27 protein-coding genes and 1 pseudogene are annotated in these 24,881 nt (G+C 70.7%); 20 read left to right on the top strand and 8 right to left on the bottom strand.

What is annotated here, in order from left to right; genetic code table 11:
* Window positions 1-162: 162 nt before the first annotated feature.
* From BLW57_RS38815 to BLW57_RS38800, 4 genes are all read right to left on the bottom strand, one after another.
* Window positions 163-891: a hypothetical protein gene (locus BLW57_RS38815; protein WP_176985883.1), complete on the bottom strand. Its 729-nt coding sequence runs from the start codon at window positions 889-891 to the stop codon at window positions 163-165.
* Between the two features lie 500 nt (window positions 892-1,391).
* A complete protein-coding gene (locus tag BLW57_RS38810) occupies window positions 1,392-1,670 on the bottom strand; it encodes a hypothetical protein (RefSeq protein WP_143051653.1) in 279 nt (92 codons plus the stop codon).
* Between the two features lie 91 nt (window positions 1,671-1,761).
* Window positions 1,762-3,195: an MFS transporter gene (locus tag BLW57_RS38805; RefSeq protein WP_093480312.1), complete on the bottom strand. Its 1,434-nt coding sequence runs from the start codon at window positions 3,193-3,195 to the stop codon at window positions 1,762-1,764.
* Window positions 3,192-3,554: a MarR family winged helix-turn-helix transcriptional regulator gene (locus BLW57_RS38800; protein WP_093480311.1), complete on the bottom strand. Its 363-nt coding sequence runs from the start codon at window positions 3,552-3,554 to the stop codon at window positions 3,192-3,194. The genes BLW57_RS38805 and BLW57_RS38800 overlap by 4 nt, the downstream gene beginning before the upstream one ends.
* Before the next feature lie 363 nt (window positions 3,555-3,917).
* Here BLW57_RS38800 and BLW57_RS43215 point away from each other — a divergent pair.
* Window positions 3,918-4,067 (top strand): annotated as a pseudogene (locus BLW57_RS43215) (IS5/IS1182 family transposase); the annotation flags it as partial.
* A gap of 68 nt (window positions 4,068-4,135) precedes the next feature.
* Here the strand turns inward: BLW57_RS43215 and BLW57_RS38785 are convergent.
* Window positions 4,136-4,489: an antibiotic biosynthesis monooxygenase family protein gene (locus BLW57_RS38785; protein WP_093480310.1), complete on the bottom strand. Its 354-nt coding sequence runs from the start codon at window positions 4,487-4,489 to the stop codon at window positions 4,136-4,138.
* A gap of 219 nt (window positions 4,490-4,708) precedes the next feature.
* Here BLW57_RS38785 and BLW57_RS38780 point away from each other — a divergent pair, with 219 nt between their 5' ends.
* Window positions 4,709-5,236, top strand: a complete 528-nt coding sequence (locus BLW57_RS38780; RefSeq protein WP_093480309.1) for a hypothetical protein — start codon at window positions 4,709-4,711, stop codon at window positions 5,234-5,236.
* 166 nt (window positions 5,237-5,402) lie between these two features.
* On the opposite strand, the gene BLW57_RS38775 is transcribed toward BLW57_RS38780, so the two are convergent.
* Window positions 5,403-5,780: an ArsR/SmtB family transcription factor gene (locus BLW57_RS38775; protein ID WP_093480308.1), complete on the bottom strand. Its 378-nt coding sequence runs from the start codon at window positions 5,778-5,780 to the stop codon at window positions 5,403-5,405.
* Window positions 5,781-5,892: 112 nt separating this feature from the next.
* On the opposite strand from BLW57_RS38775, the gene BLW57_RS38770 reads away from it, so the two are divergent.
* Window positions 5,893-7,158, top strand: a complete 1,266-nt coding sequence (locus tag BLW57_RS38770; RefSeq protein WP_093480307.1) for an MFS transporter — start codon at window positions 5,893-5,895, stop codon at window positions 7,156-7,158.
* A gap of 104 nt (window positions 7,159-7,262) precedes the next feature.
* Here the strand turns inward: BLW57_RS38770 and BLW57_RS38765 are convergent, their stop codons facing one another.
* Entirely contained in the window at window positions 7,263-7,910 is a 648-nt protein-coding gene (locus BLW57_RS38765) for a ScbR family autoregulator-binding transcription factor (protein ID WP_093480306.1), read from the bottom strand.
* Window positions 7,911-8,112: 202 nt separating this feature from the next.
* Here BLW57_RS38765 and BLW57_RS38760 point away from each other — a divergent pair, with 202 nt between their 5' ends.
* The 14 genes from BLW57_RS38760 (at window position 8,113) to BLW57_RS38695 (ending at window position 22,606) form a co-directional block, all read left to right on the top strand.
* On the top strand, window positions 8,113-9,084 hold the full coding sequence (locus tag BLW57_RS38760) for a ScbA/BarX family gamma-butyrolactone biosynthesis protein (RefSeq protein ID WP_176985882.1): 972 nt from the start codon (window positions 8,113-8,115) through the stop codon (window positions 9,082-9,084).
* An 80-nt stretch (window positions 9,085-9,164) separates the two neighbouring features.
* Window positions 9,165-10,274, top strand: a complete 1,110-nt coding sequence (locus tag BLW57_RS38755; protein WP_256339755.1) for an acyl-CoA dehydrogenase family protein — start codon at window positions 9,165-9,167, stop codon at window positions 10,272-10,274.
* Window positions 10,271-10,972, top strand: coding sequence for an HAD family hydrolase (locus tag BLW57_RS38750; RefSeq protein WP_093480303.1), 702 nt, complete (start codon window positions 10,271-10,273; stop codon window positions 10,970-10,972). Before BLW57_RS38755 ends, BLW57_RS38750 begins: the two co-directional genes overlap by 4 nt.
* 42 nt (window positions 10,973-11,014) lie before the next feature.
* Window positions 11,015-11,686 carry a TetR family transcriptional regulator gene (locus BLW57_RS38745; RefSeq protein WP_093480302.1) on the top strand — a complete coding sequence of 224 codons (672 nt, stop codon included), beginning with the start codon at window positions 11,015-11,017 and terminating at the stop codon, window positions 11,684-11,686.
* A 115-nt stretch (window positions 11,687-11,801) separates the two neighbouring features.
* On the top strand, window positions 11,802-12,830 hold the full coding sequence (locus BLW57_RS38740) for a LysR family transcriptional regulator (RefSeq protein WP_093480301.1): 1,029 nt from the start codon (window positions 11,802-11,804) through the stop codon (window positions 12,828-12,830).
* A gap of 310 nt (window positions 12,831-13,140) precedes the next feature.
* Window positions 13,141-14,130 (top strand): NAD(P)H-dependent flavin oxidoreductase, encoded by a 990-nt coding sequence (locus BLW57_RS38735; protein WP_218137922.1) that lies wholly within the window; start codon window positions 13,141-13,143, stop codon window positions 14,128-14,130.
* A gap of 84 nt (window positions 14,131-14,214) precedes the next feature.
* Complete coding sequence (locus BLW57_RS38730; protein WP_093480299.1) at window positions 14,215-14,805, top strand: YciI family protein; 591 nt, start codon at window positions 14,215-14,217, stop codon at window positions 14,803-14,805.
* A 53-nt stretch (window positions 14,806-14,858) separates the two neighbouring features.
* The gene (locus BLW57_RS38725; protein WP_093480298.1) at window positions 14,859-16,292 is read left to right on the top strand and encodes an FAD-binding protein; all 1,434 of its coding nucleotides are present in this window, start codon (window positions 14,859-14,861) and stop codon (window positions 16,290-16,292) included.
* Window positions 16,293-16,322: 30 nt separating this feature from the next.
* Window positions 16,323-17,258 carry a beta/alpha barrel domain-containing protein gene (locus BLW57_RS38720; RefSeq protein WP_093480297.1) on the top strand — a complete coding sequence of 312 codons (936 nt, stop codon included), beginning with the start codon at window positions 16,323-16,325 and terminating at the stop codon, window positions 17,256-17,258.
* On the top strand, window positions 17,255-18,028 hold the full coding sequence (locus tag BLW57_RS38715; protein ID WP_093480296.1) for an alpha/beta fold hydrolase: 774 nt from the start codon (window positions 17,255-17,257) through the stop codon (window positions 18,026-18,028). The genes BLW57_RS38720 and BLW57_RS38715 overlap by 4 nt, the downstream gene beginning before the upstream one ends.
* Window positions 18,025-19,809: an isocitrate/isopropylmalate family dehydrogenase gene (locus BLW57_RS42775; RefSeq protein WP_093480295.1), complete on the top strand. Its 1,785-nt coding sequence runs from the start codon at window positions 18,025-18,027 to the stop codon at window positions 19,807-19,809. The genes BLW57_RS38715 and BLW57_RS42775 overlap by 4 nt, the downstream gene beginning before the upstream one ends.
* Complete coding sequence (locus BLW57_RS38705; RefSeq protein ID WP_093481145.1) at window positions 19,802-20,662, top strand: DUF6282 family protein; 861 nt, start codon at window positions 19,802-19,804, stop codon at window positions 20,660-20,662. Before BLW57_RS42775 ends, BLW57_RS38705 begins: the two co-directional genes overlap by 8 nt.
* 117 nt (window positions 20,663-20,779) lie before the next feature.
* Window positions 20,780-21,805, top strand: a complete 1,026-nt coding sequence (locus BLW57_RS38700; RefSeq protein WP_093480294.1) for an MBL fold metallo-hydrolase — start codon at window positions 20,780-20,782, stop codon at window positions 21,803-21,805.
* A 69-nt stretch (window positions 21,806-21,874) separates the two neighbouring features.
* Window positions 21,875-22,606 (top strand): dienelactone hydrolase family protein, encoded by a 732-nt coding sequence (locus tag BLW57_RS38695; RefSeq protein WP_093480293.1) that lies wholly within the window; start codon window positions 21,875-21,877, stop codon window positions 22,604-22,606.
* Window positions 22,607-22,834: 228 nt separating this feature from the next.
* Here the strand turns inward: BLW57_RS38695 and BLW57_RS38685 are convergent, their stop codons facing one another.
* A complete protein-coding gene (locus BLW57_RS38685; protein ID WP_143051651.1) occupies window positions 22,835-23,080 on the bottom strand; it encodes a hypothetical protein in 246 nt (81 codons plus the stop codon).
* A gap of 212 nt (window positions 23,081-23,292) precedes the next feature.
* Between BLW57_RS38685 and BLW57_RS38680 the strand changes: the two genes are divergently transcribed.
* From BLW57_RS38680 to BLW57_RS38670, 3 genes are all read left to right on the top strand, one after another.
* Window positions 23,293-23,634 carry a hypothetical protein gene (locus tag BLW57_RS38680; RefSeq protein ID WP_256339754.1) on the top strand — a complete coding sequence of 114 codons (342 nt, stop codon included), beginning with the start codon at window positions 23,293-23,295 and terminating at the stop codon, window positions 23,632-23,634.
* Window positions 23,635-23,829: 195 nt separating this feature from the next.
* Window positions 23,830-24,177: an STAS domain-containing protein gene (locus BLW57_RS38675; protein ID WP_256339753.1), complete on the top strand. Its 348-nt coding sequence runs from the start codon at window positions 23,830-23,832 to the stop codon at window positions 24,175-24,177.
* A gap of 95 nt (window positions 24,178-24,272) precedes the next feature.
* On the top strand, window positions 24,273-24,719 hold the full coding sequence (locus BLW57_RS38670; RefSeq protein WP_093480290.1) for an ATP-binding protein: 447 nt from the start codon (window positions 24,273-24,275) through the stop codon (window positions 24,717-24,719).
* Window positions 24,720-24,881 lie beyond the last annotated feature (162 nt).

The raw sequence follows: 24,881 nt of genomic DNA, 5'->3' as shown, positions 1-24,881 counted from the left end.
TGTCCCGTAACCCCTGGTCAGGGGCGCGGGGCTGCCCTTCGCCCCAGATCCGCGTTGTGAAAGCAGAGGAGTGACCCACTCGGGAAGCTTGGCTCACTCGACGCCGGACTCGTGACCGTGCTCGTCCCAGAACAGTGCGGTCTGTGCCGTGGGGCGCATCGGCTATGACCGGTCCACGGTCACCCGCCCGCGCCGTGTTCTCGGCCGGGACGGCTCCTCCGCCAACAGCGATGCATCGGGGGCGACCCGGTGCGGCAGCCGGCGGGCGACCGGCAGGACGGCCAAGCCGAGGGCGAAGCCGTAACAGGCCACGAGACCGTGCCCGTTGTCTTGGGCCAGCCACATCGCGAGGCCGGCCGCCGGAACGCTCACGGCGAGCAGCCGCTCTCGGGGGGCTGTGCTGGTCAGTACGAGGCCCGCTGCGAGGGTGGCGGCGAGGAAGTATGTCGCGCCCGAGCTGCCGGCAAAATTGCGGGGGTCGGTGCTGCGGGCGGCTTCGCCGAACAAGGCGTCGATGTGCTGGGGCAGTAGGATGCCGGCGGCGAACAGCGTGAGCATCAGGGGCCAGCGCCAGAACCACTGGGCCAGCGCTGAGACCACTGCCAGGGTGGCGATGTTCCAGATGGCCCCGAAGATTCCGCCGTTCTGCATGAACACCGAGGTCACCACACGCCACCAGCCGGTCCTGTGTGGATCGCTGTCCAGTGCGTCCATCGCACCCGGCCAGTTCTCCTGGAGGAGCACCGCGCCGACGGCCAGGGCGGTGAGGATGACCGCACCCCAGGGAGCAGGACGACGACGGATCGTCCTCTCGCCTACGAGCAGTACGCCCGTCCGGAACATCAGCACCAACAGTGCCGCGGTCGTTATGTTGAACAAAATCGCGCTCAAGCAGCTCATCCCCCGTATGAGTTTCGGTCAGGTCGGTGATCACAGTAGCCCTTGAGGGGTTGATGTCCCGCTGCTGGACGTCGTCGCGGGTCTCGCCGCTGCTTCGCTGCTCCGCGGTGCTCCGCCTGCCTTGGCTCACGTCATCCGTGGGGTGGGGAAGCCTTCTTGTCATAGCCGAACGGAAGCGCCCGGACCACTGCGGCCACCCGTGGAGGAAGGCGCGCGACGGCTGACGGGCCCCGGGCCAGAAGTACGGGGCTGAGCCCGCGCGCTAACACTGGTGCCCCTCCGCGACCACACCGTTGCCGAGCAGTCCAAGAGCTATGGATACCGGGGGTCGAGGAACATCGGAACGAAACTCCTTCCAGCTCCCCGACCTGCCCGGAGGCGTGCGGCCACTGCGTGATCCGGATGCCGTGGACGGCGAGTGACCGCCGCTCTTCGGGAGACGCCGACCAGCCCCTGCTGCGGGCTGGTCGGCGGGGCTGCGGAGTGGTTGCTCAGATGACCACGCCTGGCTCGCGCCCGAGCAGTTCGCGAGCGTCGGCGCCCACCTGGGCGAGCCGGGCGACGGGATGGCTGAGCTGGGAACACAGGCGCACCGACCGCCCATAGCGCTCCACCCACTCGGCGGTAACCAGCTCGTCCAGCACCTCCGGCGCGTGGTCGGCCATGGCCTCCGAGACGGCGCGGACCGCCTCGGTCACCAACTCCAGGCGGGTCAGCTCCCGTGCGACGACAGGATGTGGGTGGAGTCGGTGCGCTGGGTGCCGCGGCACTTGAGCAAGCCGGCCCGCCGGATCCGGGTGCGCGCGAGGCCCAGCAGCCGGTCGGCGCGGTCACCCTCGGCGAGCCGGTCGCGGAAGTGGCTTACGGCTTGGTCTCGGACGAGCGTCGGCGGGCGAGAGCGAGGCTTGCCAGCGTCGTGATCGCCATGGCGCCGATGCCGACCAGCGCCGCGGTGGTGTAGGCGCTGTCGTCGGGGAAGAGGTGACCGGGGCCGGTGCCCGCGGCGAGGATCAGGCCGCCGATGGCGCTGCCCAGGGAGTACCCGACACTGCGGACGACGTAGTTGAAGCTCATGGCGCTCGACGTCTCGCTCTTGGGGGTGACGGCCAGGATGACGCCGGGCATCGCGGCCGAGAAGCCGCCGACGCCGAAGCCGAGCACGCCCATCGCCGCGAACAGTTCGGCCAGGTCCGACCGGGCCGCCGCGAACAGGGCGAACCCGCCGCCGACCACGACGGCGCTGCCGGCCAGGAGCAGGGGGTCGGCGATCCGCGTCCGGACCCGCGGCGTGAGCTTGCCGGCGACGAACCCCAGCACCGAGAACGGGATGAGGACCAGCCCGGCGACGAAGGTCGTCAGCCCGAAGCCGTAGCCGGCGCCGTGCGGCGTCTGCGCGTACCGGGTGATGAGCGTGAGCAGGAGGTACATGCCGATCCCGCCGACGAACATGGCGAGGTTCGCCCCGGCGACCGCCGGGTGCCGCACCGCCCGCACATCGACCAGGGGCGTCCTGCTGCGCAGCTCGATGACGGCCCAGACGCAGAGCAGCACCACCGCGAGGACGGCGAGGCCCGCCGCCACGGCGAGGTGCAGGCTCCACAGATTCCGTTCGCCGGCGAGGAACAGCACCAGGAGCAGCGCAGCGGCCAGGACCACCGCGCCTGCCACGTCCACGTGGGCGGAGCGGCCTTCGGGGGCTTCGGGCATGGAGCGCCACGCGGTCAGGAGGGCGGCGGCGGTGACGACCAGGCCGAGGCCGTAGGCGGCACGTACCCCGCCGAGTTCGGCGAGCAGCGCGGCCAGCGGGTAGCCGACGCCGGCCCCGATGATCGAGACCACCGAGATCAAGGCGATCACGGACGCGCTGCGCTCCTCGGGGAGGTGGTCCCGGGCCACGCCCATCATCAGCGCCGTCAGCCCGAGCCCGACGCCCTGGGCCGCCCTGCCGGCCAGCAGCCACGCGAACGGCAGCGGCAGCACGGTGAGCGCGCTGCCGGCGACGACGACCGCCAGCGTGGCGAGGATCGTGGCCCGCCGGTGCGGGCCGGCTCCGAGCCGGCCCAGGACCGGCGTGGCGACGGCGCCGCTGAGCAGCGCGACGGTCAGCGTCCACTGCGCGCTGCCGAGCGAGACGTGGAAAGAGGTCGCCACGCTGGTGATGAGCGGTGTCCCGAGGCTGGCGACCGCCGCCACGACCAGAGCGATGAACATCAGGGCGGGGACCAGCAGCCGCGCCTCGGAACGCGCCACCGGAAACGCCTTCACCGCGACCCCGCCTCCCGGCTGCCCGGTCACTGCTTCGGCCCTTCGCGGTCCTGGCTTTCGAGCTCTGCCAGATGCTTCAGCGCCGGAAGGGCCGCCATCAGCGCCTCGACCTCGTCGCCGGTGAGCTCGCCGATCAACCGCTCGAACGCCTGGACGCCCGCCCGGCGCCGCGTCCGGACATAGGAGGCGCCGGCCTCGGTCAGGCACACCAGCGTGACCCGCTTGTCGGACGCGTCGCCCCGCCGCTCGACCAGGCCGGACTCCTCCATCACCCGGACCAGGGCGGTCATCGCGGGCTGGGTGACACCCTCGACCGCGGCCAGATCGGTGATGCGCCGCGGGCCGGTCCGGTCCAGGGTGGCCAGGGTGGCGGCGGACGTCAGGCTCATGTCCCGAGGCAGGCGTCTCGCGGCCCTGGTGGCCAGGCCGTAGAGGGCTGCCCCGATGGCGGCGGACGCGCCAGGAGCGGTGTCTTGACGACTCATGCTCGAAGCATAGCCTTTTTATATTCATAGTTTATGGAAATGGCGGACCGGCGCGGGCGGCCTCGATCGGCACCCGCGACTGCGGCCGGCCATCGCGCTCGGTGCGCGGCCGGAACCTGCCGCGCCCGCGCCGTGACTCGGCCATAAGCATCGGCAGGCCGGCTCCGGCGCCGCCGGGGTGAGTGAGCCCGGAGTGGCGCCATTCGTGCAGGTCCCAGCCCGCGCCCTGCACGCCGGCGAGTGCCGTATGAGCGTCGAGCATGGCGCAAGCCCCACGACCAGGTCCGCGCTCGCGTCGAGTACGTCTTCGCCCGCGTGAAGACGTACAAGGTCCTGCGCTCTTGCCGGCTTCGCGGCGACGGCGTCCACCACGCGATGCGCGGCATCGCCCGCCTGCACAACCCCGGCCTCGCCGGACAAGCGAGTCACCACAGCAACGGACGATCGCGCTCACACCAGCCCGCAGATCATCTACGGGACAACCCTCAGACTCGCTTGAACCCGTGGCTGCGTTCCACTCTCGCCACATGAAGCGTGTAGCTCTCGTACCACTCGGCCTGCCCGCGCTTTTGCGCCGCTCGGTGCTCGGCGTTGGTCCGCCACTCCGCGAGGGCGTCGGCGTCGCGGAAGTACGCGACGGTGATGCCGAGCCCGCCGGGAGTCTGCGCGTGGTCCATGCCGAGGAACCCGGGGATGTCCTTCACCAGATCTTCCATGCGGGCGTTGGTCTCGCTGTAGCCGCTCTGGTCCTGGGTTCGCACCGTGGTGAAGACAGCCGCGTAGTAAGGGGGTTCGTACGCCTCGACAGGCGCGACAGGTGCTTCCGAGTGATTGGTCATGGCGCCACCGTAGGGCGGCCCGAGCCCCACTCTCCAGCCTCTTTCCGCAACGGGAGACATACGGGATCCAGCTCTTGACCAAAGCTGTCCTGCGACCGTCTGCGCCCGTGGCCCGTCGAGGGTGCCCGTCTTCGGCGAGAGGTTGTGTGCGCCCTACGGACGGCGAGGTCCCGGCCGAGCCGGAGGAACGGTTCGCAGGACACATGGTTCAATGACCGCATGGGGGAAGGCCGTACACATCTGGGACCGCTGGAACTGACCGACGGCCGCTGGGGAGTCGGGGACGCCACACGCCCGGACACCCACTGGGTGGAGTTCCGCCCGGACGGGCTCCACCAGTACGAGCCGGACTCCGAGGGACGGTTGATCCCCTGGTCCAGGATCATGACCGGCATCTGGATCACCTGGGGCAAGCACTCCTGGAACACGAGCGCCAGGGGCGTCTACACGTTGAGGGGATCGGTCGCCTCGCGTAATGGCGGCTGGATGCACATGACGCTGCGTCACCCGTACGAGGACCACCTGCTGCGCTTCGACCAGCATGCGCGCCCGTACCGGGCACTGGACGCCCTTCGGCTGGAGTATCTGCTGCGGCAGCTCATCGACGAGGGAAAGCCACACCTCCTCGGCGACCCGGAATGGGTGGGCCATGCCGTGGCGCACCTGGCCGGCGGGCGAGAACGCTGGACCACGTACCGTGCGCTGCGGCGGGCGGCGGCGGAAGCGCTGGCAGCGGCCGACACCTGACGCCCCCCGGCCGCCACAAGGCGCCGAAGCCCTTCGTCCAGAACACGCGGCGCGGGCCCGGCACTTGGGAACTCGCTGGGCTCCGGTCGGCCGAAGCCCGGCACCGCAGGGCCACTCCCCCTCGCAGCCGCTGCCCATCGTCCCGGGACCGAGTGCCGGCGCTGCGTCAGGCCTGCGGAGTCCAGGCCGCCACCAGGTCGAGAAGGCCGGGGAACCGGGCGTTGAGGTCTTCGATGCGCACATGGCTGCGGCGTTCGAGACCGTACTGGCGCTGCCGCGTCACTCCCGCCTCGCGCAGCGCTTTGAAGTGGTGGGTAAGTGACGACTTGGGCCGGTCGAACCCGAACCAGCCGCAAGAGTGGTCGAAGTCCTCGGACTCCAGGAGGAGTTTGCGGACGATCGTCAGGCGCAGGGGATCGCTGAGCGCGCCGAGGACGGTCTCCAGACGCAACTCGTCGACTCCCGGCTCCGGCAGTGGCGCGGGCAGTTCGGCCGGCTCGGGGAGCACCTTGATGGCGGGTGCGGCGGCCTTGGTCGCAGACATAGGCAACTCCTCATAACGCGATTCCTATGTACGAGTCTCATCGTACTGCATGCTAAGTTCGACTCAACTCGTACTGCTGGAGACGCGGCAGGAAAGATCGGGAGGAGCAGTCATGTCCGAGACCCGGACCACATCCGTCCAAGCCATCGACGGGGGTCGACGTACTGACACCGCGGAGGCGGGGGCCGGAAGGCCCGCGGCACCGCTGTGGTGGGTGTGGCTGGCAGCATGGCCGGTCACGGCCGTGTTCGTGCTCTCGAACGCGGCGACGCCGCTGTACGTGCTCTGGCAGCGCGACATCGGTTTCTCCAAGGGCACACTGACCGTCGTGTTCGCCTTCTACATCGTCGGCCTGCTCGGCTCGCTGCTGGTGTCCGGGGTGGTTTCCGACAGGGTCGGCCGCAAACCCGTACTGCTCCCGGCGTTGACGCTCGGGCTGGCCGCCTGCCTGATCTTCGCGACCGCCACCAGCGTGGCCGCGCTGATCGTGGCGCGGCTGTTCACCGGGATCGCGGTCGGCGCCGTCGTCTCGGCCGGCATGGCCGCGGTGACCGACGTCGCCGGACCCGAGCGCAAGCGGATCGCCGCCCTCCTCGCCTCCTGCGCCATGGTGTTCGGAGCCGGGCTCGGCCCACTGCTCGCCGGACTGCTCTCCGAGCTGGCGCCCGCGCCGACCGTCACCGTCTTCGTCGTCGAGGCCGTGCTCCTGGTCACGGCGGTGCTCTGCGTGCTGCGGATGCCGGTGCGCCGTCCCGCGACGCGAGCCAAGGGCAGCTGGGTGCGGGTACCGGGCGTGCCGCGTGGCAACGGCCGTCAACTCGCGCTCGGCATCGCGGTGTTCGCGCCGGGTATCACCGCCACGTCCTTCGTGCTCTCGCTGGGCCCCTCGCTGCTGTCGGGACTTCTGGACACCACGAACCGGATCGTCGCCGGGGCCATGGCGTTCGTGATGTTCCTTGCCGCCACCGGGGTGCAGTTCGCGGTCCAGAGGCTGCGCCGCCGCACCATCCTCACGGCGGGTGCGGTGAGCACCACGATGAGCATGATCACGCTGATCATCGCCGTGCACACCTCGGCGGTCGCCGTTCTCATCATCTCCGCGTTGCTGGCCGGTGCCGGCCAGGGCATGGGTCAGCTCGGCGGGCTGTCGCTGCTCAACTCGAGTGTGCCCACGCAGCGCCTCGCCGAGGCCAATGCCGCGCTCAACGTGGGCGGTTACATCCCGGCCGGCATCCTGCCCGTCTCCGCGGGCTACCTCAGTGACGCCGTGGGCCTGACCAGTGGCGCCACGATCTTCGGCGCCGTGCTCATGGGCCTCGCCGTCATCGGCGGCCTGGTGGTCCTGAGCACCAGGCGTCAGGTCACCGATCCCGCCTGACGGGCCGTGAGGGACGGCACGCTCCCGGGGAGTGGTGCACCGCTGGACGGCGGTGGTGCACCAAACCCCGGGAGCGTGCTGTGCGCGGTCGGGGACACGCGTGCTCAGTCGGCTCGGATCGCACGGAAGAGCAGATCGCTCAGGTCGCGCCAGCGCCGCACCACGTCCGCGCGGCCGCTCAGGACGTCGGACACGTGCTGGGAACCGAAGAACGCGGAGACCAGGGAGCGCGCGGCCGGGCCGGGCTCGACGCCGGGACGAAGTTCGCCCGCCTCCTGGGCGGACACGAGCAGGGACTCCAGGAGCGAGATCCAGTCGACGTACGGAGTGGGCAATTCGGCTTCGATCTGAGGGCGTTCGAGCTGTAGCCGGGCGCCGGCCTGCACGATCACGTCGTCCTGGAACGCGACCGCCGCACGTTCCAGCATGCGTGCCGCGGCATCCACGGGGCCGAGTCCCTCTTTGATGACCTCATCGAGGATTTTCGGCCAACGAGCGTAGTGCTCGTCCACGATGGCCAGGGCCAGGGCTTCCTTGGTCGGGTAGTGGAAGTAGACGGCCCCTTTGGTCATCTCGACCCGGTCGGCCACGTCCTTGACCGACGTCTGGCGGTAGCCGCGCTCGGTGAAGAGCTCCGCGGCTCCTCGCAGGACCCGGAGGCGGGTGAGGACCGAACGCTCTTGTTTGGGGTCGGAGCCCCTCCTGGACGGAGTTCTCCACGGGGCGAAGGCGTTGACGTGCGGCTCTGGCATGAGGGGCATCCTCTGTAGGTCTCTGTCATGACGTGTTCGGTCACGCTCGGCCGTACCTGGTGGCGCAAAATAATCCCTGCAACATACCTTCCTGAAGGTATATTTCTTCGGGAGTCGCCGTGTGCGTCGGGACGATACCGGCGCGATCGGCACGGCGGCCAGGGGGAGGAGGTTGCGCGTGCACGCCATGTCTGGATTAGGGATGGGCATCGGCCGACCGGGGCCGGAGCGCCACTGGCAGAGGTTGGACTTCGACCGCTGTGTCCCGCGGGAGACCGTCCACAAGGCGGCCGCGGCGGAGGTGCTGCTGACGGACGCGGAACGGCTCGGCGACGACCGGTTCGCGGTCGGGGCCGCGTGGCGCCGGGACCACTATCTCGCTCACCACGGCGGTCCCGCGGCCGATCCGGTGCTGCTGGCCGAGACCGCGCGGCAGATCGCGATCTACTTGTCGCACCGCTTCTTCGGTGTGGCGCACGGGGTGCCGTTCGTGCTGAGCGGGATCTCCGTCGAACTGTTCGAAGCGCTTCCGCCGGTGGGCGAGGCGTACTTGGCCGTCGGGCTCGACGTCGTCTGCCGCAAGCCCGCCGAGGGCGCGCGGTTGCGCCTGGAACTGGATGCGGACGTCGTGGTGCGGCACCGCTCCGTCGGGCGGGCACGGGTTCGCTGGGAGCCGATGGAGCCCCGCCGCTATGCCCTGTTGCGCCGGCGCGGGGGGCAGGGACCGGCAGAGGCAGCGCCCCGTACGGCACCGTCCTGTGTCCCCCTGTCGCCGGCTCGCGTCGGCCAGCTGTCCGAGCGGGACGTGCTCATCGCAGCCGACACCTCCGAGGGCAATGTCTGGTGGCTGCGGCTCGACCGCGCACACCCCGTGCTGTTCGACCACGAGTCCGACCACGTACCGGGCATGACGCTCGTGGAGGCGTTCCGGCAGGCCGGCCGGGTCGCCTCGGCGGACAGCCGTCCCGGCGCGAGCGGCGCGACGCTGCTGGACGTGACGTTCACCGCGTTCTGCGAGCCGGACGTGCCGGTGTCGATCACGGCGGAACCGGCCGACCGCGGTGCGGCCGTCTTCACCCTCCGCGCCCGCCAGGCCGGGCGTGAACTCGCTTCCGCCGAGGTTGGCCACGGCGTGCCGGAGTCCCCTGGGATGCGGCTGGAGGCAGCATGCTGACCGCGCAGCAGAGGGCCGCCGCTGAACGGCGAACCGACGGCAATCCGACGGGTGGTGAGGCTGCATCGGACGGCCAGGGCGTGCGGAGCAGCCAGGCCGGACGGCCGGCCCGAGACCTGCTCATCGAGGTCGCCCGGCAGGACGCGCAGGCGGCCGACGAGCGGCGCAAGCTCGGGCCCCAGGTGGCCGCGGCCGTCGTCGACGCGGGCTTCCCGCGCCACTTCGTACCGGTGAGATGGGGCGGCGCGGCCGGGACCTTCGGGCAGCTGCTCGCGGATGCCTCGGCGGTCGCGGAGGCCTGCGCCGCCGCGGGCTGGTGCGCCGCGCTCTACGCGGCGCACGGCCGACTCGCCGCCTACCTTCCGGAGCGGGGACAGCGGGATCTCTGGGCGAACGGGCCCGACGTCCGCATCGCCGCTTCCATCGTTCCGCCGCAGGGCCGCGCCACGGCTGTGACCGACGGTTGGCGGCTCGACGGGGAATGGCGGACGGCAAGCGGGGTCGACCACGCGGAATGGGTCCTGCTGGCGTCCTGGACGCCGGGCGGGGACGGTGCACGGGAGCACCGACTCTTCGCCGTGCCGCGCGAGGAGCTCTCCGTCCTGGACACCTGGGACTCCGTCGGGCTGCGAGGAAGCGGAAGCAACAGCGTGACGGCAGACGGGATCGTCGTGCCTGCCCACCGTTCCTTCACGTTGGGCGCGCTGTTGAGTCCCCTGCCGGACGCGGCCCGCTGCCACCGCGTCCCCTATCCGATGGTCGCCGCGCTGATGTTCGCGGCTCCCGTCCTGGGGGCTGCCCGTGCGGCACTGCGGGCCTGGGCGGACGACTGCGTGCAGGAGGCGCCGGGGCGCAGACCGGGCCAGAACCTGCTGCTGGCCCGGGTGTCCGCGCGGCTGCACGCCGCGGGTCTGCTTCTCGAGGGCGCCGCGGACCGAGCGGACCGGCACGGGGCGACCCCGCTCGCGGTGGCGGAGAACCGCCGGGACGCGGCAACCGCGGTCGCATGGTGCCGTGAGGCGGTCGATGACCTCTTTCACGCCTCGGGGCTGCACGGACAGTCCCCGGACAGCCGGCTGCAGCGGGCGTGGCGGGATGTCACGACGGCCGCGGCTCACGGGGCCCTCGGCCTCGACGCGGCGGCCGACGCGTACGCGGACGCGGCTCTGGCGAGTGGAGGTGCCCGATGACGACGGCGACCGGGACGGGGTGTCCGACACTGGCCTTCTTCGACGTGGACGAAACGCTCATCGCCGAGAAGAGCATGATCGAGTTCTGGAGGCACTGGTCGCGCCTGCACCCCACGCGGGTCGCCACCGACTGGCTGGAGTTGCGGACGGAGGCGACGGTGACCCCCGACCGTGAGACGTTGAACCGCGGCTACTACCGGCGCTACGCGGGCGTGGCCCTGGCCGACCTCGAAGCCGCGGGCCGGACCTGGTACGACGGCTATCGCCGCGGTGGTACAGCCTTCGTTCGGTCCGCCCTGCGCGCCGTTGCCGCACACCGTGCCGCCGGCCGGGAGGTGGTGCTGGTCTCGGGCTCGATGCGCCCGCTCCTCGCCCCGCTGGCCGACGAGTTGGCGGTGGCGACGGTCGTGTGCACCGAGCTGGTGGTGGGACCCGGCGGGGTGCTGACCGGGGAGGTGCACCGCCCGATGATCGGGGCGGCGAAGGGCGAGGCCGTGGTCCGGGTGATGCGGGAACGCGGTGCGGATCCGCAGGACTGTTTCGCGTACGGCGACCACGAGAGCGACCTGGCCATGCTGCGCGCGGTGGGGAATCCGGTGGTGGTGGGAGATTCCCCCCTGCTGAACGACGAGGCAGAGCGCTTCGGCTGGTCGGTGGCCTCCGCTCGCCGGGGCCCGTTCAGATCGGAGAGCACGTGAGATGTCCCGCGGGCCGGAACGCTGCGGCGGCGTGTCGCTCCAATGGTATGTATGTGCTCTCTTTCCATGACGAAGGGCACAGACATGATCAAACAGGAACGGGCACGACGCACGAGGGAGAGAGTGCTGACGGCCGCCGCAGAGGTGTTCGCCTCCCAGGGGTACAGCAGGGCCACACTCAGTTCGGTGGCCGACCGGATCGGCATGACGAAGGGCGCGCTGTACGGCCACTTCTCGTCGAAGAGGTCGTTGGCCGGGGCCCTGATCGACGAGTCCCGGCAGGCGTGGACGAGCCTGCGGACCGAGTACGACACCCCGGGCGCCGATGCCGGTGGTGTGCTCGAAGACGTCGTCATGGGGTTCGCCGGCCGGTTGCAGTCGGATGTGCGACTGCGGGCCGCGGTGCGGCTCGCCGCCGACTGCCCGGTCCTGGCGAGGGCGTTGTCCGACGTCCTCGTCGAGGTGCACAACGCCTTGATGGAACTGGTTCGCAGAGCCCAGCGCGACAGTGGGTTTCCCGCGTACTCGCCGCGGCTCGTCGCCCATCTGGTGATGATCGTGATGTACGGGCTGCTGCACGCGCCACCCGGACGCGTCGACGACGACCGCGTGACAGGCGGGGACTCTTTGTGGCGGCTGCTCTTCGACGCTCTGTCGGGGGCCGACGGGCCAGAAGTCTTGCGCGCAGGAGACGACGCTGTTTCAGGTCCATAAAACATACCTTCGGGAACGAATTCTTCTGCCATGCTCCACCGGGTCTCGCGCCTGCGAGGCCGGGTGGTGGCATCCCTGCGCGGGGCAGGGGCGGCGACTCTGGGGAGGGAAGCGGATGAGCGTGCTGGACGAGTGGACGGACCGGATCGCCTCGGAACATTCGGACACCGATACGCAGGGCCCGGATCCGACGGGCGACGCCGTACTTCGCGCGATGTCCGACGCGCGCAGCGTCGACGACTTCGACATGCGGCACCTTCGCTACTTCCTGACCGTGGTCCGCGCCGGAACCGTATCGGCCGCCGCGCAGGAACTTCGGATATCCCAGCCGAGTCTCAGTCAGCAAATTCGACGCCTTGAACAACGTGTCGGTGCCGCGTTGTTCATCCGCAGTTCACGAGGAGTGGAGCTGACGACCGGGGGCCGGGCCTTTCTCCGGGAAATTCAGGGAATTCCCAGTCAACTGCGTTCCGCCATCGCGGCGGCCGCCCCCGCACCGCAGACCTGGCCCGTCGGCGTGTGCGGCGGAGTCCCGGCAGAGGTCCTCATCGAGGTGCAGAACGCTCTGTCCGGGAGCCGACCGGACGGCAGCCGCGAGACCGGCGGGAAGCTGCGGATGCGCTCGGTCGACGCCGCGGACCAGGGTGAACTGCTGCGGCACGGCGAGATCGCCTTCGGCATCGTGCGCCTGCCGATCCCGATGCCGAACGTCGTGCGCGCCGTGGTCCGCGACGAGCCCCTCGGCCTCGTCATGGCGCGGGAACACCCGCTCGCCGCACACCCGGAGCTCAGCTGGAAGGACCTCGCCCGCCAGCGTCTGCTCTGGTACGAGGAAGGCTGCGCACCGGGATTCGCGGAGACCGTCCCGGCACATCTGGCGCAGCTCGGCTGGAACTCCGTGCTGCACCCGGTCAACCAGGATCAGCACGCCCTCTTCCTGCACGCGTTGCAGACCACCGCGGACCTCGTCGCCCTGCGCCCCCACCACGCGGTGGAGCGGGAGCCGCACCTGGTGTGGCGGCCCCTGCCCACCAGCCGGCCGCCGCGCGAGCGCCTCGCGGTCATCGCCGCCGGCGACTGCCGTACCGCCCGTCTCCTGCAGAAGGTCGCGGCGGAGCGCGGCTGGGCGTTCGTCGCCGACTAGTTCCGCACTCCTGTCCGTCCGGCGTGTGACCCGGGCCTTCCTGGCCCGGGTCACACGCCTTTCCGGTTTCTGCTGCCAAGCGGTATAACCGCCCGCTTATGGCCGTCACGCTGTTTGCGTCTTGGACGGCTGCGGAGACCGAAGATAGCCTTTTGAACGAAACGGAGGCGATCTTCCTTCCGAAGCGGTCTCCATCCGTGGAACTCCTCGCCTCTCCTTCGCCGGGAAATTCTTATGGAATTCCCTGGCGCATCTTTTCCTCTTCAGCCTGACGGGCCGTGCCATGCCATCGACCCGACCAAGGAGCATCGTGATCTCGACCAAGCTGACCGAACTGCTCGGCATCGACCACCCGGTCGTCTGCGCCCCGATGGGCTCCGTGTCCGGTGGCCGGCTCGCCGGCGCCGTCACCCGGGCGGGCGGCCTCGGCCTCGTCGGCGTCAGTTATGGCGACCCGGCGTTCATCGACGAGCATGTGGCGCGGGCCTCGGAGACCGGTGGTGTCTGGGGCGTCGGCTGCGTCATGTTCACCTTCGACACCCGGCCCGGTCTGTGGGACAAGGTGCTCGGGTACGCCCCGCCGGTCATAGCCCTCTCCTTCGGCGACGCGGCACAGGTCCACAAGTACGTGGCGTCCGCCGCCGACGCCGGGTCCCACGTGATCGTCCAAGTGCACGACGCCGGGCAGGCCGAGGTCGCCGTGCGGGCCGGAGCCTCCGTGCTCGTGGCCCAGGGTGCCGAGGCCGGCGGCCACCACGCGTCGCTGGCGACCCTGCCCCTCATCCCCGCCGTACTCGACGTCACCCAGGGCGCGGTGCCGGTGGTCGCGGCCGGCGGGATCGCGGACGGCCGCGGTCTGGCCGCGGCCCTCGCGCTCGGCGCCGACGGGGTGATGATGGGCACCCGGTTCGCCGCCACCGAAGAGTCGCTGGCCACCGCCGGGTTCAAGTCCCACCTGGTCTCATCGCACACCGCGGACACCGTCGACACCCGTTCGTTCGACGTGGTGCGCGGCATCCCGTGGGACGAGGCCTACCAGGCCCGCTCCGTGAGCAACGAGTTCACCCGCACCTGGACCGGCCGTGACGCCGAGCTCGCCGCCCAGCGGGCCACGGTCGAGCCCGAGTGGGCCGCCGCCGTCGCCCGTGACGACACCACTCAGCGCGCCATGTTCGCCGGTGAGGTCCTCGACCTGATCCAGGACATCCAGCCCGCCGCCCAGGTCGTCCACGACGTCGTGGCCGATGCCGAGGCGATCCTCGCCCGGCTCGCCCGCCGGACCGGCGTTCCCACTGCCTGACCGGGCCGGCCTCCTCGCCCCTTCCGCCGGTCCCCCTCGTCCTGTTCGATCCGCTGATCTCTCCCCACCCAAGCAGAGGACCCGATGATCCACGTACTGACCCTCACCTACCTCACGCCGCGTGAGACCGTCGTCGCCCACATGGCCGAGCACAAGGCCTGGCTGCGCGAGCACGCGGACCAGGGCCGGATCCTGCTCAGCGGCCCCCGGCCCGAGGGCGGCGCCGTCATCGTGACCGCCGACCTCGACGAGAGCCGGGTGCGCGAGCTGATCGAGAGCGACCCCTGGCACAAGCTCGGCATCGCGTCGTACGAGCAGCTCTCCTTCGAGGGCCGCAACGCGAGCCCGGGCGTGATCACCGCTCCGGAGCCGGACGACGGCGTGCTGCTCATCAATGTGGCCACCACCGACGACGCCGCCGCCAGTGTGGCGGCGCTCGCCTCCGCAGTCGATCACGTCTCCGCCACCGCCGACGGCTTCCGCGGCTCCCGCCTGCTGACGAGCGTCGACGGCGACGCCATCGTCAACTTCGCGGCGTGGACGAACCAGGAGCGCTTCGACGCGATCTTCGAGGACCCTGAATTCACCCGCCGCTACCAGGCGTTCGCCGAGACCACGACCGGCGCCAAGTACCGGCTCTACCGCACGAGCCGGGTCATCACGCCCAACCGCTGAGCCCACTCCCCCACGACGGATCACAGCTTTCAGCCTTCTTCCGAGGAGAAATCATGTCAGGCTCGAACACCCCGCCGCAGTACGACCTCATCGTGATCGGGTTCGGCGCGGCAGGCCTGTCGGCCGCCCTGTCCTTCGCCGAGGCCACCCAACACCGCGAGACCCCCACGAGGATCGCCGTCCTCGAGCGCGCCGGCCGTGACGAGCGCGGTGGAGCCACCCGCTGGACCGGCGCGTTCCTGCGGATCACCCAGGACAGGAACCTGGACACCGACTGGGCCGAGCACGTCAGCCGGGTCTCCCGCGGCCTCGCCGACATCGAGTACTGCCGCACCGTCGAGCGTGAGACCCCCCAGACCCTCGACTTCATCGAGAAGCACGGCGTCGAGATCGCCTTCGAGGACTTCCCGCTGCCCCACACGTTCGACGGCGGCACCCCGTCCATGACCCCGCCGGCCAGCCCCCGCGGCGGCGGTGCCTCGATCGTCGAACACCTGGGCGCCGCCCTGGAGAACGATCCGCGCGTCGACATCCGCTACGAGACGGAGGCACTGCGTCTGACCACCTCCGACGACGGCGCCGTCGACGGCGTGCTGGTTCGTACCTCCGACGGGCGCACCCAGCGCCTGTCCGGCCACGCCGTCGTCCTGGCGTGCGGCGGCTTCGAGGGCAACACCGAGATGCTCACCCGCTACGTCGGCGACAAGGCGTGCGATCTTCCGCTGATCGCCCCCGGAATCACCAACAACCGCGGTGACGCGCTGCGCATGGCCCTGGAGCTGGGTGCCGACACCGCGGGCCAGTTCGACGGCATCCACGCCGAGCCCGTCGACCGCCGAACCCGGAAGGCCGACTCCGTCCTCTACGGCTTCAGCACCGGTGTGTTCGTCAACGGCCGGATGGAGCGCTTCTTCGACGAAGGCCGTGACACCTGGGACAACACCTTCGAACACGTCGGCTACGAGATCTGGAGGAACCAGGAGCAGGAGGCGTACTGGATCGCCGACGCCAAGACGCTCGCCATCCCCGGCATCATGAACTCGCTGCTCAGCGACGTGCCGCCGGAGCAGGCCGACAGCCTCGAGGAACTCGCCGCCGTGCTCGGCATCGACGCCGAAGGGCTGGAGAAGACGATCGCGGAGTTCAACGCGGCCGTCGGACCCGGCGAGTTCGACCCGACCCGCCTCGACGGCAAGGCCACCGTGGGCCTCGAGCCGAGGAAGTCCAACTGGGCCACACCGCTGGACACCCCGCCGTTCATCGGCGTGCCGGTCACCGCTGCCATCTGCTTCACCTACGGCGGCATCCGCACCGACCTGGACGGCCGGGTCGTCACCCCGTCCGGCACCGCCATTCCGGGTCTGTACGCGGCCGGCGAGGCCACCGGCCTCTACTACCACGCCTACCCGCCGGCCACATCCGTGCTGCGGTCGCTGATCTTCGGCCGGCTCGCCGCGCACCACGCCGCGGCCCAGCAGACCGCCTGACACCGCCCACACCAGCTACCTGGAGGAACCATGAGCATCGTCAACATCGACGTCACCCTCCGCGACGGCGGGTACCGCAACGGCTTCAACTTCCCGCTGAGCTACGCGCTCAAGCACGCGAAGCTCACCGTCGAGGCGGGCTTCGACTGGGTCGAGATCGCCTACCGCAAGGGTTCGCTCCTGCCGATCCCCGACCTCGGCCTCACCGGCCGCGGAGACGACGAGTTCATCGCCGCGGTGGCCCACGAGATCGGTGCGCACCGCGTCGCGATGATCCTGCACCCGAAGAACATCACCGAACACGATCTGCCCGCCATGTACGCGGCGGGTGCCCGACTGGTCCGCATCATCCTGCCGGCCAAGGGCTACGAACGCGGTCTGGAGTACATACGCCAGGCCAAGGACATCGGGTTCAGCGTCGGCGTGAACTTCGCGCGGATCAGTCAGTGGCCGGGCCGTGACATCGTCGAGGTGGCGACCGCGGCCACCGACGCGGGCGCCGAGTTCGTCTACCTGGCCGACTCCAACGGCAGCCTCTCCCCCGTGGACACGACCGATCTCACCACTCTGACCAAGTCGGTCACCGGCGGCCCGGTCGGTCTGCACGCGCACAACAATCTGGGGCTCGCCCTGGCGAACGCGATCAGCGCCGTCGCCGCGGGTGCGACCTGGATGGACTCGTCGATCCAGGGCATGGGCAAGGGCCCGGGCAACCTCATCGCCGAACAGTGGCTGGCGCACCTGGACCGCACCGACCCCGAGGCCTCCGCCCGGCTCCACCTGGGCCCCGCCCTGGAACTGGCGGACCTGCTCCTCGCCACCATTCCCGAGGGCACGCCCTCCCTGCCACTGCCCGACCTGGTCCTCGGCCGCTACGACCTGCCGGTCGAGCACCGCAAGGACCTGCTGGGCGGCAATCACCGTGAGGGCATCGCCACCGCACGCACCCTCGCCACCGTTCGGTGACCCACGCCGAACTCGCTGTCCCGGCGGCGGTCTTCGGACCCGAGGCCGCCGCCGGTCCGGCACATGCCCTCGTCCTCGCCCCCGTCACCCCGCGCTGGGACGGCGGAGCGTTCTTCACCCCCGTCACCGGCATCCTGGCCGAGGCCGGACTGCGGGTCACCGTGGTCGACACGCTCTCCCTGTGGGACGAGGAGATCGACTCGCTGGACTCCCTCGTCGCCCGCTGCCGCGCGCTCCTGACCCGGTACGGCCCCGTGGACATGCTCTGCGGGAACGCGCTGGGCGGCGCGGTGGCCCAGGCACTGCTCCCTGGCGTCGCCCCCGAAACCGCGGTGCTGCTCGTCTCCGGGCCGGCCCGGACGGACGCCCTCCTGGAAGCCAGGCTCACGGAGATCGCCGACCTGGCCGCGGGCGGCCGGTCCGACTACGCCCTGGCCCTCCTCGACCGGCGCGTCCAGCCACAGGGCCAGTGCCACGGAACCGCCGGCGACGCACCGGCGCCGCACGACCCGGCCGCGGGGCGCCGGCTCGCCGCCGGGATGCGGATGCTGTGCGGCATCGACGTGACCGACGGAGTACGGGCCCACCCCGGTCCGCTGCTGCAGATCGTCGGCAGCCATTCGCAGCTCGTCACCCAACGCCACACCGTGGCGGCGGCCCACCACCGCGTGGCCGTCGTACCGGGGGCCGGCATGCGCCCCCATTTCGAACGCACCGCTGAAGTGTCCGCCCTCGTCGGATCCTTCCTGCGGGAGAAGGGACTCACATGAAAAGCGTCGCTGTACTCCCCGGCGACGGCATCGGGCCGGAGGTCACCGCCGCGGCCCTCGACGTCGTGGAGAAGCTCGGTCTCCCCCTCGATCTGCGCTTCGGCGAGATCGGCTGGGAGTGCTGGCGCCACGAGGGCGATCCGGTCCCGCAGCGCACCTGGAAGCTTCTGGAGGAGACCGACACCTGTCTGCTGGGCGCCATCACCAGCAAGCCGCTGCGCGAGGCCGAGGCCGAACTCCCCTCCGGGCTGAGGGGCACCGGCCTCACCTTCGTCTCCCCCGTCATCCAACTGCGTCAGCGGCTCAGCCTGTACGCCAACGTCCGCCCCGTCATCGATCTGGTCGACCGGCGCTTTGACTTCACGGTGATCCGCGAGAACACCGAGGGCCTGTACGCGGGGTTCGACTTCCACGGCCTGGACGACGCGCTGTGGAACGTGGTCCGTGAACACCCCAACGCGCAGGCGTCCGGCCCGCGGGCGACCGGTGTCACGCTGCGTCTGCAGACCGAGTTCGGCATGGACCGGCTGCTGCGTTACGGGTTCGCCTACGCCCGCTACCGCGGCTACACCCGGCTCACCCTGGTCGACAAGCCCAACGTGCTGCGCCACACCAGCAACCACCTGCGTGAACGCCTTGAACTGATGGCGGGCGACCACCCTGACATCGAGACCGAGATCCTCAACGTCGACGCGGTCGCCCTGTGGATGGTGCGCAGGCCCGAGCGGTTCGGCGTGCTGGTCGCCGAGAACATGTTCGGCGACATCCTCTCCGATCTCGGCGCGGGCGTCATGGGGGGCCTCGGCCTCGCGCCCAGCGGCAACATCGGCGACCACGGCAGCTACTTCGAGCCGGTGCACGGCAGTGCCCCGGGCATGGCGGGACAGGGCCGCGCCAACCCCATGGCGATGATGCTCGCCGTGGCCCAGATGCTCGACCACCTGGACCTCTCCGTACCCGGCGAGGAACTCAGGGCGGCGGTGCGCGCGGTGGCCACACGCCGTACGACCGTCACCTACGACATGGGCGGCTCGAGCGGCACCCGGGAGGTCGCGCAGGCCGTGACCGAGGAACTCGCCACGGACGAGACCGTGTCGGACACCACTGACGAGGTGGTGGACCGGCTCTCCCGCCTCGACACCGCGTCGGTCTCCGACGCACTCGACAGCCTCGGGGTCGGCGGTGTCCTCGTCGGCATCGCTGCGCGTGTGCCCGGCACCCGAGCGGCGGGCCGTGCGTTCACCGTCACCTACCAGCCCGTCGACGACTCCGAGCAGGGCTTCCGCAATGCCGCCAACTACCTGGACGACGTACCCGCGGGGTCCTTCGTGGTGGTCGACAACGCGGGCAGTACCACCTGCACGAACTGGGGATCGCTGTTGACGAGGCTGGCGCAGCGGCGCGGGGTGCGCGGCACCGCCCTGCACGGCTCGGCCCGCGACATCGCCGAGATTCGCGCCGCCGGATACCCGTTGTTCAGCACGGGCGTCACCATGGTCAGTGGCAAGAACCGGGTGGAACTGGCCGGCACGGGCCGGGACGTCGTCATCGGCGATGTCACCGTACGGCCCGGTGACGTCGTCGTCGCCGACGACAACGGAGCCCTGGTCGTGCCCGCCGACCACGCCGTCGAAGTCGCCGACCGGGCGGAACGGGTCGAGCACACCGAGGACGCGATCGCCGGGGCCGTCGGCGCCGGGCTGCGTCTCGACGAGGCCCGGCGCCGGTTCGGCTACGCCAGGCCCTGGGGCAAAAGTGGCGCCCGGCCCTCCGATGCATGACCTGGCGGGGCGCGTGGTGGTGGACGTCCACTACCACGCGGGCCCCGACCTGTACCGTCGCCGGCTCACCTCGGCCGGCGCGGGCCGGGCGTATGCCGAGGTCGGCGGCTGGGTGGTCCTGAAGAGCCATCTCACCTCCACCGCGGCCCGCGCCTGGGAGGCCCGCCAGGAAGGGCTGCCGGTCTCCGGCAGCCTCGTCCTCAACGAACTGGTCGGCGGTGTCCGGCCCCAGGCCGTGGAGCAGGCCGTCTACGCGCACGGCCCGGACACCCCCGCCCGTCTCGTCGTCCACCTGCCGACCCTGGTCGGCCCCGCGCACACCTCGCGCCTGCGCCGTACCTCCTTCCACCCCCTGCTCGATGCCGACCGCTGGCGGACCGGCCGGGTCCTCGACGCCGACGGGCGGCTGCGCCGGGACGTGCGCGAGGTCCTGCGGGCAGCCCGTGACCTGCCCGTCGCCGTGGCGACGGGGCACTGCGACCGGGAGGCGGCACTGCGCGTCGTGGACGAGGCCGTACGCCTCGACGTGCCGCGCCTCGTCCTCACCCACGCCACGCATCCCATGTCGGGCTTCTCGAGCGCCGACCTGGCGGACCTGGCCCAGGTACCCGGCCTGTACGTCGAAATCACGGCGCTGACGCTGCTGTTGGGGCACCGCGACATCAGCCACCTCGGGGAAGTGGTGCGAGCCCACCCACGGGTGGTGTTCAGTTCCGACCTCGGCCAGCCCGACCAGCCGGACGTGAAGGAGTGGCTGGACGTGAGCGAGCAGTGGTTCCGGAGCGCGGGCCTGACGAGCCAGGAGATCAGAGCCATCACCTGGGCGAACCCGGTGACCCTCCTGACGCCGTGACCGGACCGGCACCACGCGCCCACGGCCCGCCGGTCGGCGATGCCGCTGCGGAGCCGGCCCACCCGAGAGCGGCGGCCAGCCGCTCGGTCTCCTCAACGCTACGAAGGACACCTTGCCATGACAGAGCCGGACGGCCGCACCTCTCGCCCGTCGCGACGCAGCGTGCTGCGCACCGCATTCGTCTCCGGCGCGGCCTTCGCCGTACCCCTCTCGCCCTCGCTCCCGAAAGCGCGCGCCGCGCGGTTCCGCACCGGATCACTCGGTGACCAGTCGGCCGTGCGCAGTTTCACCATGGGAGACGTCCGGCTCACCTATGTCGTCGACGCGGCGATGGAGTTGGACCGTGCCGGCTTCCTGCCCGCCGTCCCTGCCTCGTACTGGAGGGAACATCCCGAAGCGCTGGCTCCGTCGGGGCGCATCGCCGCCTCGGCGGGCGGTGTCCTCGTCGAGCGAGGCGACCGGCGGCTCCTGATCGACGTCGGTCTCGGCGCCAACGTCCTCTCGCCCTCTCTCGGAGTCTCCCGCGGCGGGGCGCTGCTGCGCACCTTCCAGGCGCTGGGGGTGCCTCCGGAGTCGATCGACACCGTGGCCTTCACCCACCTGCACACGGACCACACCGGTGTCGGCTTCCTCACCGGGCCCGGCCGGCAGCCGCGCAAGGCGTTCCCCTGCGCCGACTATCTGGTGGCGGGAGCCGAGTGGGATCCGTTCTGGAACCGGGAGGTGAAGGTGGGGGCGCCGTCCTGGGACGGGTTCATGGTGCCGATGTCGCGGGTGCTGCGCCGGTTCGGCGACGGTGACGAGGTGTGGCCCGGCGTCACTGCGCTGATCACTCCCGGGCACAGCCCCGGCCACACCACCTACATGGTCTCGGCCCATGACGGGCGGCGGATCCTGGTGTTCGGCGACGCCTTCCACACTCCCGCCCAGGTGGCACACCCCGAATGGCCGTCCGGGCCCGACGTGAACGTCGACGGCGTGCTCAAGGCGCGAGCGACACTGCTGGCACTGCTGCGCGAGCGGCGCACCTACGGCTTCGCCTTCCACTTCGGCGACCAGGCGTTCGGCCGAGTCGCCGCGGGGGACCGATGGCGCCCGCTGCCGGCCCACGCTCTCCTGCCCACCCCCATCCGTCTGCCGTAAGCTGTGCGGCCCCTGAACTCCGTTGCCTGCCGCTAGAGTTGCGCCGTCATTACATACACGGGGGTAGCCATGACCGGTCAGTGGGAGACGCTCGGCGAGGCAGGCGGCATCGAGGCGTATGTGCACCGACCCGCGGGAGAGGTGCGGGGCGCCGTGGTGGTCTGCTCCGAACTGTACGGGGTCAACGCCTACGTCCGCGCGACCTGCGCGGAGTTGGCGGAGGCCGGGTATGCCGCGTTGGCGCCCGACTACTACTGGCGCAGTGCCCGCCGCACCGGACTCGGATACTCCGCCGAGGAGCGTGAGGACGGCCTGGTGCTGATGCGTGCGCTGGACCGGGATGAGCTGGTCGCCGATGCCTCCGCAGCGCTGGCGGCGGCGCGCGTCGAGGCCGGGGAGCGTGGCGTGGCGTTCCTCGGACTGAGCATGGGCGGCCATATCGCGATGCGGGCGGCGACCGAGCTGAGCTTCGAGTTGGCCGCGGTCTTCTACCCCGGCTGGTTGCTCAACACCGGCTTCCCCCTGGTCGGTCCCGTGCCCCCGCTGGAGACCAGCGAACGCATCGCCGCGGGGGGCGCGTTCGTGCTGGGCTTCCGCGGGGATCTGGACCACATCATTCCGGCCGAGGAATGGGAGCAGGCCGAGCAGCGGCTCACCAAGGCCGGGGTGCCGCACGAGCTGGTGACCTATCCGGGAGCCCGTCACGGCTTCGCCTGCGCCGACCGTCCGGCCGACTACGACCAGCGAGCCGGCGCCGACGCCTGGCGGAAGGTCTACTCCGCCTTGGCAGCACACCTGTAGGCTCACGGGTTCGCCGCGTCCGCCTTCGCCCGCGCGGCCTGGAGCACGCGAGCACGCGAGCGAAGGCTCTCAGTGGGTTGCCTCGTCGCCGGTGTACAGAACGACGTACACGCCGTTGGCGGAATCCTGATGTCCGCAAGGGCCTGAGCGAGAAGCTCCTCGAACCGACCGCGCCAGCGCAGGAACGCGTCGTGCACCATTTCGGCACCGATCGCCCCACGCCCGGCGCTACGTTCCGTAGTCCGCGACATCGTGGCTCGCCGGAGCGCCGGTCGTGGGGGCGACGCGATCGATGTCCAGGAGCGAGTGGGTCCCCTCCTCCCCCATGAACGCCTCGTCCCGCCACAGTTCCTCGAGGTCCCGGTGGGTCGCGGCGTCGCCGTAGAGCTCCTGGAAGACCTCCGCGTGCAGAGCCTCCGGAGACTCCTCGACGGTGAGTCGATCAAGATTGGCTAAAGACTCCCAGGGGGACAACAGTTGAGTGTTGAACTGCCAGGGGTGGGGCACCAGTACGCCGGTATCAGCCGTTGCACTTGTTCTCGGGGGGATCGATGTCGCGGTTCGGCAGACAGGGACATGCCGGTGATCCGCATCCCGCACACGACACCACGCCCCTCGACGGCCGTCCACGCGCGCACCTTTCGGCTTTCGAGCTGTCCGTACGGGAATACCGGGCACTTGTCCGCGTGATCGAACACGCCCAGGCCCGCCTCACGCTGGCCGGCGTCGGCGACACCGATACGATCCGCAACGCCAGCGGCGCGGAACTGCTGCCGCCCCTTCGCGCACGAGCCCACGCGGCCATGGATCGGGGAGCCGACGGTGTGCCGATGCTGGCCACCGAGATCCGACATCTCGAAGCGTCCGTCGTCAACCTCGAGTCCTACAGCGGACATGAAGCCGTGCTCTGCGAGGGCTACGCGCTCCTCGAACAATGCGAAGACCGCCGACGCAGGGCTCAGGCCGCGCACATGGTCGACGGGGTCCTCACCCTCGACCAGCGCACACCGCCGGCAGCCGGCCGGTGACCGCCCGCCGACGGGCGACGCCGGCTCATCACCGTTCCCGCCCTCGCAGCCCGCTTCGCGCGGGTCCCAACCGTGCGTCAGCCGCAGCGGGCATGCCGAGACGAGCGGAACACGGACCACTTTGTTTCACGTAGTCCGGAAAACCGCACTTCCGTGCGATTGGATTCTGCGGGGACCTGGTGTGAAGATGGCGCGATGCCCGCCGCCTTCGAGACGAAAGTGCACGTCACACGCTATGAGCAGGTCTCGCTGATCACCATGCGCGGGGAAGTGGACCACGACGAAACCGACGCCGTCGAAGCAGCCTTCGCCGAGGCCGATCAGGCAGCGCCTTCCACCACGGCGGTGGACTTGTCCCAGGTCACCTTCGCCGACAGCATGCTCCTCAACGCCTTGCTCGACGCCCGCCGGCGCCACTGTGCCGACGGCCGCGACCTCGTCCTCCTCGGGCCCCTGCAACCGGCCGTCACCAGGCTGCTGACCCTCAGCGGGACATACGACCACTTCAGGATCGCCCGCACCGGCCCCACGGCTGCCAGCTGACGTCGAAACCACGAGTGCGACGACAGCGGGTAAGCGAACCAGCCCGACAGCTACACAATGTGATCAGGTAAGGAACGACCAACAGGAACGCTGCCATGGCCATTGCGCTCACAGATCAGGCACCGGATGAACGAGAACCGACGGCGCCCCTGCGGTACAGCACCGTCTGGGACGCAGACCACCCGCCCGTCGCCGAAGCCAGGCAAGCGGTGCGCGCGCTGCTCACCCGTGCGGGGCACCCACCGGAGCACCGGGCGTCCCAGGACGCCGAGCTCGTGGTCAGCGAGCTCGTCACCAACGCCTACCGGCACGCACCGGGCCCCGGTGGGCTCGAGCTGGAGGTCATACCCGACGCCGCCCTCTTGCGGATCGCCGTGCGCGACGGCTCTTCCCGGCCGCCCGAGCCGCGGGATCGTGATGCCCGCCGCGTCGGCGGCCACGGCCTCCACCTCGTCACCCAGCTGTGCGCTCAGCTGCACACCATCGCCCTGGAGACCGGCAAGCAGGTCGTGGCCCACCTCCACCTGCACAGCCGTACCTGACCACACGGACCACAGCTCCGCCTGAGAGGCGGCCCTCCGACGACCTCCCCCGTGCTTACCCTGGACCCGCGGTTCGCCCTTACCGGGCGGTGAGCATGCCTTCGCGCATGCAGGCCCTCAGGCGAACAGAGGGCACCAGCTCTGACCTCGGCCGCAGCAGCA

It is taken from the genome of Streptomyces sp. 1222.5 (assembly GCF_900105245.1).
GTDB lineage: Bacteria > Actinomycetota > Actinomycetes > Streptomycetales > Streptomycetaceae > Streptomyces > Streptomyces albidocamelliae.
Note: the sequence above shows the minus strand (reverse complement) of the source record. Positions and strands in the feature narration are given on the sequence as shown.

What these genes read in the sequence shown, in the direction of transcription:
- BLW57_RS38800 (WP_093480311.1), bottom strand. Translation starts at nt 3,554, where the DNA reads ATGAGCCTGACGTCCGCCGCCACCCTGGCCACCCTGGACCGGACCGGC.
- BLW57_RS38785 (WP_093480310.1), bottom strand. Translation starts at nt 4,489, where the DNA reads ATGACCAATCACTCGGAAGCACCTGTCGCGCCTGTCGAGGCGTACGAA.
- BLW57_RS38780 (WP_093480309.1), top strand. Translation starts at nt 4,709, where the DNA reads ATGGGGGAAGGCCGTACACATCTGGGACCGCTGGAACTGACCGACGGC.
- BLW57_RS38775 (WP_093480308.1), bottom strand. Translation starts at nt 5,780, where the DNA reads ATGTCTGCGACCAAGGCCGCCGCACCCGCCATCAAGGTGCTCCCCGAG.
- BLW57_RS38770 (WP_093480307.1), top strand. Translation starts at nt 5,893, where the DNA reads ATGTCCGAGACCCGGACCACATCCGTCCAAGCCATCGACGGGGGTCGA.
- BLW57_RS38765 (WP_093480306.1), bottom strand. Translation starts at nt 7,910, where the DNA reads ATGCCAGAGCCGCACGTCAACGCCTTCGCCCCGTGGAGAACTCCGTCC.
- BLW57_RS38760 (WP_176985882.1), top strand. Translation starts at nt 8,113, where the DNA reads ATGGGCATCGGCCGACCGGGGCCGGAGCGCCACTGGCAGAGGTTGGAC.
- BLW57_RS38750 (WP_093480303.1), top strand. Translation starts at nt 10,271, where the DNA reads ATGACGACGGCGACCGGGACGGGGTGTCCGACACTGGCCTTCTTCGAC.
- BLW57_RS38745 (WP_093480302.1), top strand. Translation starts at nt 11,015, where the DNA reads ATGGTATGTATGTGCTCTCTTTCCATGACGAAGGGCACAGACATGATC.
- BLW57_RS38740 (WP_093480301.1), top strand. Translation starts at nt 11,802, where the DNA reads ATGAGCGTGCTGGACGAGTGGACGGACCGGATCGCCTCGGAACATTCG.
- BLW57_RS38730 (WP_093480299.1), top strand. Translation starts at nt 14,215, where the DNA reads ATGATCCACGTACTGACCCTCACCTACCTCACGCCGCGTGAGACCGTC.
- BLW57_RS38725 (WP_093480298.1), top strand. Translation starts at nt 14,859, where the DNA reads ATGTCAGGCTCGAACACCCCGCCGCAGTACGACCTCATCGTGATCGGG.
- BLW57_RS38720 (WP_093480297.1), top strand. Translation starts at nt 16,323, where the DNA reads ATGAGCATCGTCAACATCGACGTCACCCTCCGCGACGGCGGGTACCGC.
- BLW57_RS42775 (WP_093480295.1), top strand. Translation starts at nt 18,025, where the DNA reads ATGAAAAGCGTCGCTGTACTCCCCGGCGACGGCATCGGGCCGGAGGTC.
- BLW57_RS38705 (WP_093481145.1), top strand. Translation starts at nt 19,802, where the DNA reads ATGCATGACCTGGCGGGGCGCGTGGTGGTGGACGTCCACTACCACGCG.
- BLW57_RS38700 (WP_093480294.1), top strand. Translation starts at nt 20,780, where the DNA reads ATGACAGAGCCGGACGGCCGCACCTCTCGCCCGTCGCGACGCAGCGTG.
- BLW57_RS38695 (WP_093480293.1), top strand. Translation starts at nt 21,875, where the DNA reads ATGACCGGTCAGTGGGAGACGCTCGGCGAGGCAGGCGGCATCGAGGCG.
- BLW57_RS38675 (WP_256339753.1), top strand. Translation starts at nt 23,830, where the DNA reads ATGCCCGCCGCCTTCGAGACGAAAGTGCACGTCACACGCTATGAGCAG.
- BLW57_RS38670 (WP_093480290.1), top strand. Translation starts at nt 24,273, where the DNA reads ATGGCCATTGCGCTCACAGATCAGGCACCGGATGAACGAGAACCGACG.